Origin of the sequence: Lysinibacillus sp. NPDC093216 (assembly GCF_050280325.1) — a bacterium.
Classification (GTDB): domain Bacteria; phylum Bacillota; class Bacilli; order Bacillales_A; family Planococcaceae; genus Lysinibacillus.
Genome location: NZ_JBNNVB010000001.1, coordinates 134,049 through 146,390 on the forward strand (window position 1 = coordinate 134,049; position 12,342 = coordinate 146,390).

The 12,342-nt window shown below is 37.1% G+C and carries 12 protein-coding genes; 1 reads left to right on the forward strand and 11 read right to left on the reverse strand.

The window, feature by feature from the left end:
• Positions 1-93: 93 nt before the first annotated feature.
• From ACQKOG_RS00700 to ACQKOG_RS00750, 11 genes are all read right to left on the reverse strand, one after another.
• Positions 94-930 carry an alkaline phosphatase family protein gene (locus tag ACQKOG_RS00700; RefSeq protein WP_427444427.1) on the reverse strand — a complete coding sequence of 279 codons (837 nt, stop codon included), beginning with the start codon at positions 928-930 and terminating at the stop codon, positions 94-96.
• On the reverse strand, positions 920-2,008 hold the full coding sequence (locus ACQKOG_RS00705) for an ABC transporter substrate-binding protein (RefSeq protein WP_427444430.1): 1,089 nt from the start codon (positions 2,006-2,008) through the stop codon (positions 920-922). The genes ACQKOG_RS00700 and ACQKOG_RS00705 overlap by 11 nt, the downstream gene beginning before the upstream one ends.
• A gap of 224 nt (positions 2,009-2,232) precedes the next feature.
• The gene (locus ACQKOG_RS00710; RefSeq protein WP_370075134.1) at positions 2,233-2,610 is read right to left on the reverse strand and encodes a 2-oxoglutarate ferredoxin oxidoreductase subunit beta; all 378 of its coding nucleotides are present in this window, start codon (positions 2,608-2,610) and stop codon (positions 2,233-2,235) included.
• A 529-nt stretch (positions 2,611-3,139) separates the two neighbouring features.
• Positions 3,140-4,525, reverse strand: coding sequence for a sensor histidine kinase (locus tag ACQKOG_RS00715; RefSeq protein ID WP_427444434.1), 1,386 nt, complete (start codon positions 4,523-4,525; stop codon positions 3,140-3,142).
• Entirely contained in the window at positions 4,513-5,175 is a 663-nt protein-coding gene (locus ACQKOG_RS00720) for a response regulator transcription factor (RefSeq protein ID WP_370075136.1), read from the reverse strand. Before ACQKOG_RS00720 ends, ACQKOG_RS00715 begins: the two co-directional genes overlap by 13 nt.
• Before the next feature lie 22 nt (positions 5,176-5,197).
• Complete coding sequence (locus ACQKOG_RS00725) at positions 5,198-5,953, reverse strand: lantibiotic immunity ABC transporter MutG family permease subunit (protein ID WP_370075137.1); 756 nt, start codon at positions 5,951-5,953, stop codon at positions 5,198-5,200.
• Between the two features lie 3 nt (positions 5,954-5,956).
• Positions 5,957-6,685 (reverse strand): lantibiotic immunity ABC transporter MutE/EpiE family permease subunit, encoded by a 729-nt coding sequence (locus tag ACQKOG_RS00730; protein WP_370075138.1) that lies wholly within the window; start codon positions 6,683-6,685, stop codon positions 5,957-5,959.
• A 1-nt stretch (position 6,686) separates the two neighbouring features.
• Positions 6,687-7,394, reverse strand: a complete 708-nt coding sequence (locus ACQKOG_RS00735; RefSeq protein ID WP_370075139.1) for a lantibiotic protection ABC transporter ATP-binding protein — start codon at positions 7,392-7,394, stop codon at positions 6,687-6,689.
• Positions 7,395-8,038: 644 nt separating this feature from the next.
• Positions 8,039-9,238, reverse strand: coding sequence for an MFS transporter (locus ACQKOG_RS00740; protein ID WP_427444440.1), 1,200 nt, complete (start codon positions 9,236-9,238; stop codon positions 8,039-8,041).
• Positions 9,231-9,440, reverse strand: coding sequence for a hypothetical protein (locus tag ACQKOG_RS00745; protein WP_402868046.1), 210 nt, complete (start codon positions 9,438-9,440; stop codon positions 9,231-9,233). The genes ACQKOG_RS00740 and ACQKOG_RS00745 overlap by 8 nt, the downstream gene beginning before the upstream one ends.
• A gap of 444 nt (positions 9,441-9,884) precedes the next feature.
• Positions 9,885-10,790, reverse strand: coding sequence for a DMT family transporter (locus tag ACQKOG_RS00750; protein WP_402868048.1), 906 nt, complete (start codon positions 10,788-10,790; stop codon positions 9,885-9,887).
• A 145-nt stretch (positions 10,791-10,935) separates the two neighbouring features.
• Here ACQKOG_RS00750 and ACQKOG_RS00755 point away from each other — a divergent pair, with 145 nt between their 5' ends.
• Positions 10,936-12,261, forward strand: coding sequence for a PLP-dependent aminotransferase family protein (locus tag ACQKOG_RS00755; RefSeq protein ID WP_402868050.1), 1,326 nt, complete (start codon positions 10,936-10,938; stop codon positions 12,259-12,261).
• The last annotated feature ends 81 nt before the right edge of the window (positions 12,262-12,342 follow it).

The following is a 12,342-nucleotide window of genomic DNA, read 5'->3' on the forward strand; positions in this document are numbered from 1 at the left end:
ACTCCAATCAACTAATACAAGGCATATGTTTTAAAAATGTCATTACCAAACTTCGATAATGAATCAATTACACACTTGAATAAATAATGATAATTAAGCCTTTTTTAAAGAATGCATCCCCTCTATTAACAGCGGAACCATTTCATCAGATGGTTCGATATTCAATAAATGACAGCATAGCGGAGCAATTTGTAACTGTGATACAACCTCATCCTTAACGCCCGCTTTAACATAATTCGAAATAACAAACATCGGTACATGACGATCCTCACCTGTTGTGCCTCCATGGTTACCATCACTCGTCATCCCATGATCTGCTGTCACGATCACTTCATAGCCTTGTGCAAGACATTTTGGGATAAATAAAGATAATAAAGCATCCACTGCTAAAACACGATTTCGATATTGCGCAGAGTCAGCCGTAAATTTATGACCGTCATCATCTACATTCATCGGATGAATATATAAGAAATCTGGTTGCTTTTGATCCATTAGCCAAGCAGCTTCCGCAAATAAATGACTGTCTGGATAGTGATCCTCAAAGTAGAACAGTCCATTCTCAATCGGCAAATGTGTATCTAATTGTAGCCTGTCCTCCATATGCACAAATGGTGAACGATTATATAGCTCACTTACCCAATAATAGGCAGCTGCTGCTGTAGACAGACCGTTTTCTTTCGCTAAATGAAATAAACTATTTTGCGTGGATAAACGCACTGTCATATTGCTCGTTATTCCATGTACAATGGGTGGTGTCCCCGTTAAAATCGTTTCATATAAAGGCCTTGATAGTGATGGGACCTCTGAGCAAACCTTGTAGCGTGCCGCAATTTTACGTTCAACTAAATGGTGCATAAATCCCATATGGGTACAGGCTGTATCAAAGCGAAGTGCATCTACGACAATTAAAACAACTTTATTATTTTCCATGGATTAATACCTGCTCTTGATATAGTTGTGGAATTTGCTTTGTTGTTTCTTCCCATTTCTTTTGGTCTTTTACTGGCTGTGCATTTTTGTACATGTCCGCAGGTAATAATAGCTTCTGAACATCTTGAGACAATTGAACTTTGTCACGAATTGGACGAGCATAACCCTTTGCTAAATTTTCTTGTCCTGCATCGGATAAAATGTATTCACGAGCTAACATTGCTGCATAAGGATTTTTAGCGTATTTATTAATGATCGTTGCATAACCTGATGTTACAGAACCTTCTGATGGAATAACGACATCAAAACGTTTCTCATCAATTTGGTGTCGATAGCCAAGTGCATTAAAATCCCATAAGATGGCTACGTCAATTTCGCCTTTTTCTAAATTCGCTACAGTCGGATCTCCTTTTAAACGCCCTTGTTTTGCTAAGTCTGCAAAAAAGTCTATTCCAGGTTGAATATTCGATTCATTGCCACCAAATGCCATTGCAGCTGCTAAAATAGCAAACTGTGCTTGATTCGCTGTTAAAGCATCACCAATGCTGACAGTGTAATCTCCGTTTTTAATGTCCTCCCAAGATTTCGGGGCATTTTTGACGTTGTTTTTATCAGTTAAAAATGAAATGGTTCCAGTGTAACCCACGATCCAATGGCCTTCATTGTCCTTTGCCCAGTCAGGTATTTCATCCCAATAAGATGTTTTGTACGGTAATGTTAAACCTTTGTCCTTAGCAATCGGTCCAAAGGCAATTCCGACGTCACCAATATCCGCAGTGGCATCATCCTTTTCCGCCTCAAACTTCGCTAGCTCCTCAGCACTCGACATGTCTGTATCCTTATGCTTAAGGCTATATTTAGTACCAAGATCATTCCAAGTCTCTACCCAGTTAGCCCAAGTATCTGGCATGCCGACCGAATTTACAGTGCCTTCTTCTTGTGCTTTTTTCGTCATCTCTTCAAGTGTCAAATCACTTTTCACTTCATTCGCACTAGATGAACCGTCAGAACAAGCTGCCAACATTGAAATTGCTAATGCTCCGATTAGACCTTTCTTCCACAACTTTTGAATTGCCATGAGTTGGAACCTCCATTTGTTTATGTTTGTTTTCATTTGCCTTACAACATTTATGTTAGGAAACAAACATTAAGCAAGTATGGAGGACGTTAAAATATTCAGTAAAAATTATTAAGGAATTATTAATTGAAGGGGGGATTGTAAAAGTTTTAGAGGAGTAAGTAGGAATCTAGTTCTGTATGCGCACGTTTATGTAGCGTTCCAGGACGTGCACATACTCTAGATTAATTTTGTAAACCAAGAAAATCTGCATATGTATGCGGCTCGTTTTCCTTTAAAATTGTTAAAAATGTAAAAGCAAGCTGTACAACTGACCACCATTTCATATTGTAGGACATTTCGAAGCGGGCAGGTTCTAATGTAAAAACATCCTGAAAAATATCAAGTGGATCAATTTTTTCATCTTTTAATATCGAGAGAAAACCTAAAAACAACGTATGGTCCTTGACCTCAATCATTTTTCCATCAACAAGTGCATCAATATTTTCTGGTTGATGAAAATCACATTGTGTCGCAACATACCTTTCTAAATCCTGGGCACGTTGTCTTTCTTCGCGTTCTTTTTTCTTTGCAATAAAATCAATGACGTTATCCACGTGCATCGCCTCTTCTTTTTTTCTTTTATTGTAGCATTTTTTACAATACTATTGCCCGAACACGCTCCCCATTTTTTCCCTTTCCAACAAAAACAAAAAGAATGATATTAGCAAATTTGCCAAAATCATTCTTTTCTCAAGGTATTTATTAATTTAAGGCTCGCCATCATAACGTGAGGTTGATTTCCGTTCCGGCTGGGCGCTTTGTTGCTGCCGCTACGTTAGTACTACGCTTTCGCACAGAGCAAAGCTTCCTGGGGGCATCCGATGAGCCGCTTCACTCGCGTTGCTCACTCCAGGGTCTCATCTGTGACGCTAATCCCCAAGGAGTCGCCCAGCCTCCACTCCAATCAACTTATATACACGGTATACATTTTATCTAATATCATATTAATAAACACTCTATTAGAAGACTCTCTAATTTTTGTTGCGCACCAAAATAGGCATAAGCAAAAAATCCTTCTATCGGTAAATAATTAACCGCATTTTGAATAATTTTGTTTATCTTCCGAAAACAAAGTGACAGGAAAGGCAATTACGTCAGGGAGAAATTGATTGGGATTGTTATGGTCACTTTACCCCCACCAGCTGATGAATCATTGGAAATTAGCAGTTTTCCACCATGACTCTGAACAATGGACTGGGCAATATAAAGTCCCATCCCATGGTGATCTCCTGCATTTCTGCTTGGATCTCCGCGATAAAATTGTTTGGTAGCCTCATTTAAATCTCTCGGAGAAAATCCACGGCCGCTATCGGTAACGGTAAACTGAATAAAGTCAGAAGCGCTTTGAACAGTTAATGTCACCTTAGAGTTTTCAGGTGTGTGCTCTACAGCATTGGCAATGACATTTAAAATCGCACGATAGAACCGCTCTTCATCAAGCAATATAAGTGCAGGAAGCATTTCCTTTTGGACATCCACTTGAAGCCTTTTTTCCAACGAAAGAGCTCTCATTTGATCTTCTACTTCTGTCATCAATGCATCCGTTTTAACATTCGTTTTTTCCCGAACGATATTTTTCTCCATTTTCGATATATCAATTAGCTCTTTTGTGAATCTTTCTATTTCCATTGTATTTTTCAAAATATAGTCATTATATTCCCTTTGTATATCATCTTGAACCGTATCCTGCAAAAGCTCTGCATTCCCCCGAATAATTGTGAGCGGTGTTTTTAGATCATGAGCAAGAGCAGAAATTTGTTCTCTACGTGCCTGTTCAGATTCCCATTGCTGTTTTAAAGAGCTGTTTAAGGCCTCCCTCATTTGCTCAAGAGAAATGGATATTTCATCTATTTCACGTATTCCTGAAGGGCTTATCGTAAAATCCAAATTTTGATTTTGTATTTTTTCAATCGCTTCCTGCAAGCCAAACATTTTTTTCTTGAGCTTTCTTCCAAAATGGATCGCAAGGCCAGTTGCTATAGTTATAACCCCTATAATAAACAATAGAATATCTAACAGCTGTGGATTAGGTAAATACTTCCTCATTATAGTCGAACGATACTGTGGCAATATATCATACTGTAATATACAAATCTCATTTTCTCGCTCTATAAACGAGTAAAATTGGGTGATACCTTGAGATTGTTCATTTTTCATTGCATCCCAAGCTTTAAAAGCTTCCTTCTCTGAAAGATTTCCTGCAAGAAGTTTGCCTTCTTTAGAAAAGACTGTGTAATCAACAAGGTCTGGGATCATATCAGCTGTAACTGAACTACTAGACGCAATACGATCCCTTGATAATGAAATTTGAGTTTCTGCATAATTTGCTGGTAATACGATGTTGGTAGAAAGGGCAAACAACGTTAAACTGATTAGTAGTACTACTAACAGAATGGTGCCTAAACTTAGGAAAAGGAGATAACGAAGAAAAAAAGTATGTAGTCTTGTGCCTTTAGTGGGCTTTATTGTCTCCATTTATATCCGATCCCCCAAACAGTGTCAATGGCGTCAACATTAAAAGTATGTAGCTTTGAACGAATATTTTTAATATGCTCAGTAATAGCAGTACTGTCACTTTTCCCATCAAATCCAAAAATAGTTTCATAAATCTTTTCTTTAGAAAACACCTGTCCTCTATTTCGAGCTAGATATTCGCATATTTCGTATTCACTTTTTGTCAGCATTACCTTCTCTTCATTTACAAACAGCTCTTTGCCCGATAGATTGAAGTGAACATTATCTACAAAAAGAATACTACGTCTCTCTCTTTTTTCGCGTCTCAAATGTGCATTCACTCTCGCACGTAGCTCTCCGATTCCAAACGGCTTGATAATATAATCATCTGCGCCAAGACCTAGTCCATACATTAGATCCTCCTCCAACGATTTAGCCGTTAAAAAAAGGATAGGACAATCTACAGCATGACGTATTTGGCCACATAAAGTAAATCCATCAATTTCGGGCATCATCACATCCAATAAAATTAAATCAAAGGCACCAAGATTCATTTTACTTACTTCTGTTGCATCAGAGACTGCCGTTACTAAATGCTCGTCTTTTAGTAATGCATTTTTTATCAATACTAAAATACCTTTTTCATCATCTACTGCTAATACTTTTGCCATATTTCTACCCTCATCATTTTCCCTAACCTTCTGTTTTTCTTCCTTCCCATTTCCAAAACCATAAACAAGATAGGACTAACACTAGCAATGTTCCACAAACTGAAGCAATAATACCTTCCCGTAGTCCTACTTCCACCGTTGATAGGTCAAGCCCTGACGCCTTCATTGTCCATAATGTAACAAAGTGACCACCCCAACCATAAGGTATAAATGACCAAATACCATCACCTAGTCCAGTAAGCAGTAAGGCTACTAAAAGTGATTCCACAATCCCTAACCCGATTGAGGCGCCTTTACCAAAATGAAGACTAACAAAAAAATGTAAAATATATAAAAATGCAAAGCTTACAAATAGAATACATCCAGCTATAAAATAAAATTGATAACCAAAAGTATCTTCATGCAAAAGGTCAATAAAACCAACACTAAAAATACCGACAGACAGTAATATTGCTCCAAAACTATATAATAATAACAATAGTAACTTGCTTAAATAGGCAACTATTTTTGTTTTAGTAGCTGTTAGCATCTCCTGAAAATGTCCTGCAGTTGCTTCTTGCTCAGCTACCATTGCACAAACTAATCCAATAATAATTGGAAACCCGCATGCAACTCCTTGAAGATAAGCCGTTACCCTATCAGTAAAACCCCATGGTGAGTAAGTATAGTATGCTAAAAATATCCCTGAAATAATAATAGGTACAATTAGATGTGTGAGCAAAAATGGCGTTCTTTTTGTTTTAAGAAACTCTGCTCTAAGTAATCTTAACATTACCATACACTATTTCGCCTCCCTTTTTTGAAACCAACGTGCAGTAAAGAAGCTAAGTAATGCAAACCATGCTAAAGCAATTAATATACCTGGAACTATAACCGACATGCTTAATAAAGGGCTACCCTCAGGCACTGGCAGACCATTTGGTAAAATCTCTAATGTTGGACATATTAGTCTTGCTGTAATGGCGTAAGGAACACTATACCAAAAATCCCCAATAGCAAATGCAATCATACCAGCAAGATTGCCGACTAAATTTATAAAAATAGCCATATAAGTTCCTAATTTTGCCGTAAGGAATAAACAAAGTGGAATTTGCCATAAAAACGTTACGAAAATTAACAAACTACCTGTAAGACTATTTATGAAAGAAAAGCTATTACCAAAAAGTATTCCACCAGCAGTAATTCCTGCAAAGAAAATAAGTGAAATTAATAACAACCAGGCACTACATGCAAGTATTTTGCCAAACCAAATCTTCTTCAGATCAATCGGCATTGCGAGAATACTATGATATTTCAATTTAGCATCTTTTTCCACCACTATTGCACAACATATCGTCAGAGCACCTGGTAAGAGCATTGTATACCACCAATTATAAGCACCCTTTTGAAAATAGCTTCCTCCCATTAATAATGCAGTTAGTACTATCCCCACTATGGGTGCTAGCCAAACTAATTTAACAATAAAAGTCTTTTTCCATTTTAATCTTTCAGCCTTCATAATTGATATCATGTTACATGCCTGCCTTTCTATTGGTAGACACTACTTGCATAAATAATGATTCTAATTCCTGTCCTTGTGGCGCAACTCCCTGATAACCTAATTTTCCTCCCGCTATAATGCCAATTTCATCAACGACCTGCTCTACCTCTGACAGGATATGGCTAGATAAAATGACAGTAATCCCTTGCTCTGGAAAAGAGCGAATCAGTTTCCGAAGCTCTTGAATGCCGATTGGATCGAGGCCATTCGTTGGCTCATCAAGTATTAAAAGCTTTGGATAGTTTAATAACGCAATAGCTATTCCTAGGCGTTGTTTCATTCCTAACGAAAACTGTCCTGCTCGTTTTTTTCCTGTATTGGTTAAGTCAACAATTCTTAATACTTCATCAATACGTGACTGTGGCAATCCGAGGGCAATCGTTCGAACCTTTAGATTTTCTCTTGCCGTTAAATTTTCATAAAGCGGTGGTGTTTCAATTAATACACCAATGTCTTTTAAATCATTTCGATTCCATTCACGTCCATTCAAAAGAATCTTTCCTGCATTCGGACGCAGCATCCCTGTTATCATTTTTAACGCTGTTGATTTCCCAGCACCATTTGGACCAAGTAAACCGTAAACAGTATTGCGAGGTATCGTTAACGACAAGTCCTCTACAATTTTTTGCCCCTTAAAGCTTTTACTAAGATTTTCTGTTTGTAAAATAATATCTTCCATCTATAATCATCTTCCTTTCGATGACTATAGTGTAGGAAATGATTATAAGGATTTTATAAGGATATCGAAATTTTTTGTGGAGAATTACTTAGAAAACAATAATAGATTATAGCTTCGGCAAAGCGAGGGGTTGATTTCCGTTCCGACTGAGCGCTTTCCTGGGGGCGTCCGATGAGCCGCTTCACTCGCGCTGCTCGCTCCAGGGTCTCATCTGTGACGCTAATCCCCAAGGAGTCGCTCAGTCTCCACTCCAATCAACCACTTCACTTATCGTGTACCTCTTGTTATAAAACGAAAAAATACAAAGGCTAACACTATGCCAGCCATTAGCGGAGATTTCCATACGAAAACTTCGGGATGAACAAGAAAATTCCTATTGAGGCATGGATGAAGATATGCACGATTGTTTACTAATGCAGTCTATTTTAGTTTTTAAATTTTAGTGAAGTACGATTAGCATTTATCAATCTGAAGCTGAATGATATTTGGATTAAGTGGGATTTCACAAAAAAACAAAACATTCCTGCTTGTTTTATTTTCATTGAACAAGCAGAAATGTAAATGGTGTTTCTTTTATCAAAGTTTCGACATATTCACTGAGATAAACATTTAATGACTCTAATAAAATTTTAATATACTACTATTTACTGCCGACGAGGCTTAAATGCTTGTTCTTTTTTTCTGTATACTATCAATAAACCAATTAAACTTAATAATAAAAGTATCCAAGGAAAAGAACCTGCTCCCATTTGATTTAACATTAATCCACCTACAAATCCACCACCAGCTACGGAAAGGTTGAATATCGTTACAAAAATAGATTGTGCAACATCTGCACCTTCTCCGGTAGCATCTGCCATGGCTGTTTGCAATAACGTTGGTGCTCCGCCAAAAGTTAGTCCCCAAGCAGCTATGGAAAGAAAAATGAGCAGTGTCATCCCATTTGCGATTCCTAACACCAAGGAACTAATTGCAAAAGCTCCCAGACTAATTATTGTCATCAAGCGTAAATGATGATCAATATATATACCAATGATCCAAATGCCTACTATCGACGTAATACCAAAAGTAAATAAAGCAAAACCTACATGATTGGCAAGTCCGACATGAGTCATGTATGGGGCAATATAGGTGTAGAGAATATTATGACCCAAGATCCATACCAATACAACACACAGTATTGGACGTACACCAGGCAATCTGAGGATCTCATAAATAGATTGACGCTGTCCGGTAGTTTGTCCAGGATAATCTGGTACTTTCGTATAAATCCATATCATTAAAAGGAGTGTCCCCCCGCTGATAATTAAAAAGATGGCTTGCCATTCCAGATACATCCCCAACCAAGTTCCAATTGGTACACCCAGTGACAATGCAATCGGCTGTCCTGTTCCTGCGATAGCTAGTGCACGACCTTGTAAAGGCGGTGCTACCATACGACGCGCATATCCTGCTACCAGTCCCCAGAGCAATCCAGTAGCCATTCCTGCAATAAAACGTAATACCAAGGTAAGCACATAATACGGTGAAAGTGCTGTTAATGTATTGGCAAAAAACAAAATACATAGTGCCATTAACAACACTTTTTTCCGGTACCATCTTTGTGTTAATGCAACAAGTGGGATAGCTGCTACAACCGATCCAATTGCAAAAAGTGTGACAAACTGACCTGCCAATGACTCTGAAATATCAAGCCCTTGACTGATTTGCGGAAGTAAGCCGGCAGGTATCGTTTCTGTCATAATGGCAAGAAAACTGGCAACTGATAGTGCGATGAGATTCCATATTGGGAGTTTTTCGGTGTGTAATGCTTCTTCATTGTCTATTCTAATCGATTTATTCACCTTTTTTCCCTGCTAACCCGGAAGCTACCATATCTTTGTCACCATGTCCTTTATCAACCGCACGTTGAAACCTTTGTAATTCGGCACGTGTAATATCAAACTTATGTTTTTGTAAATTTGCAGCCACAGGAGCACCTATAATTCCTGTACCAAGTACAGTAATTGTTTTTACTTCTGATTTTATACCATTAATATGAACCATTTATATACCTCCCGTAAATAAACTATTATCAAAATACAATCCTTGGTACTGCTCCAGCCCTTTTCAATTAAGCAACTATCACTCCTAATCAGTCTGTTAATCCTCATTATGATAGAAGTTTTGACATTGTGTTCTAAAAAATAATGCATTTGTATCGATACGAATGCATCAGACTGTAGATAAACTCGAGAAAATTTGAGAGTTTATCTACAGTCTTTGTATGAAGTAAAGCTGTTAATTTCCTCTTTGGGCGAATGCTTTCAGTAGGCGGGATTGAGCTACTTCCCTCCACCTTTTTTTGCATAACAGTTACTGCGATTCTCGTAGTCGCAAAATAGATTTTTCAAAACCATACGATGATACACCGCGCTGAATATCCTCATAAATACTTCCTTCCAAAACATTGAGTTTTTTCTTATTTCATCAAATTCTTGAATGGCATTTTTATGTTGCATTAGAGCAATCCGGTTTCTTCTTAGCGTTCACCAAAATAACTCCTAAAATAATTACCATCGCACCGATAACATGGTAATAATGGAACGACTCGCTTAAAAACAATACGCCCGAAAGAATTGTTATCAAAGTAGTAACATTGTTAAACACACTCACTTGAATAACCGGTAATTTGGATACGGCGTAAATAGACAATAATGACGTACCGAGTGTAGATAGAACTCCTAAAAATAAAATCGATAACAAATAAGGAATCTCCTTTACGGAATCCACATATTCATTGACAGATCCACCGTTTATAAAGTACATAGCATTAAAGAATAGAAAGCCACTGAACATGATATATATCGTAATTTGGATTGGAGCCACTGTTTTTGTTGCGCTTCTAGACATCACTTGCCAAATGGCCATGGCCAAAATAGATAATATAATCAACAGGTTACCGATTAGATGAAATTCATTTCCTCCCGAGTTATTCATCAGCTGTAAAAAAACGACTCCTGCAATGCTCAAAGAGATTCCTATTCCTTGTATTCTTTGAATCTGTTCTTTCAAAAATAATCGTGCCAATAGAACCGTTATGGCAGGAGCAATAGCTTGGATGATTCCTGCTTCTGTAACAGTTGTCTGATTAAGTCCAAGTATCTGGCTGCTAAAAAACAGAATCGGATAAATCAGCGAAATAACCAACACCAACATAACTTCCTTCCGATTTAACCTTAAGTTAATCGGTCTTATGGCTAGTAATAGAAGCAATCCTAAAAAGGCAAATGTAAATCGTTGCGCTAATATTAGTAATTGTCCTTCATATGTTAAGGCAATTTTGATAAACATAAAGGAAAATCCAATAATAATGGAAAAAACAACGGCTGCCACTAATGCACTATTTTTTCTCACGATTTCCTCCCTCCTTCTTTTTTAGAATAAAGGAAGAATGTTGTATACATTGAATTTCTTTTTATCTCTGTATCGATACGGACAAGGCATAATCAAGCATAGCTAGAATAAATTCATGGTAATCTATTGTTATGGGAGGGATAGCATGCGGAAACATCAACTGATTGCAAATAGCATACTGCAAGATATTGAGCAGGGAAAATATAATGAGCGTCTCCCATCTGTAAGGAAATTGATGGATACTTTTGGAGTGAGTCAAGTCACGATAACACAAGCACTGCAACATTTGGTTGGAATGAATAGAATATACGCTAAGCCAAATGTAGGCTATTTTATTATTTCAAAAAAAGGAAAAGCTGCTTCTTTTAATGGAATATACGACTTTTCCACTGCCTCTACTTCCTGGACGGACTTTCCATTGGACAGTTATTCGCAATGTTTGGAAACAGCTATTCAAAATGGAAAATCAGAATTATTCACCTATGGAGCAACAACCGGTAATGAGGAACTGAAATGCTTATTTCAAAAATTATTAGCAGAAGATCAGATTTTCTCTAAAAAAGAACAAATCATGATAACAAGCGGTACACAGCAAGCTTTGCATATTCTGGCTTTAATAATGATGACCAAAAAAGAATCCATTCTGATAGAGCAGCCAACCTATCATCAGATCATAAATCTGATTGAACGTCTCCATTTGGATTATATTACCTGCTACCGAGATTTTGACAAGATAGATTTAAAAGAATTAGAAGAAATGATTAAAATCAAGCGTCCCAACTATGTCTATTTAATGCCACGGCTTCATAATCCACTTGGTACTACCATGGATGAACAGGAAAAATGTATGCTTTTAGATTATGCGAAAAAGTACCATTTTTATATAATAGAAGATGATTATTTGGGTGATTTTGAAGGAAGCAATAGCTACAAAACACTTTATGAAATGGATACGAATCAGTGCGTAATTTATTTAAAGAGCTTTTCTAAAATTATGTTTCCTGGTCAGAGGTTAGGTATCACTGTTCTGCCCGAGGACATGATCGAGACCTTTCGAAGCTTTAAAGAGGTTATTGATATCCATACGAATTCTTTAAGTCAAGTTATTATGCAGACGTTTATGGAAAGTGGGTTATATGCACACCATAAGGATAAAATCGTGTTCAGACATCAACAGAAAGCAAACACTCTGCGTGAGGTACTAAGAACTTACTTTTCTGACTATCAATTTAATGATAATCATCAAATGCATACGGTAATCAAGCTTCCGAAACAAATAAATATGAATAAGCTTCACGAAGAATTAGCCAAACGACAAGTTTTAGTAGATGATTACAAAAAAAATTATATAGCTGGATATAAACATAATCATAAATTTCTTAAGCTGAACACAACTAGTATCCCAGAAAATAAAATTGGCGAAGGGATTCATTTAATTCAGGAAGCTATAGAAACAAGTAAATTACTTTGATATTTCATTACTTTGTATCGTTATAAAGTCATTTTCATGATCACTATCAGCGTTACATGCTATGCCATACTCATGGTTCAA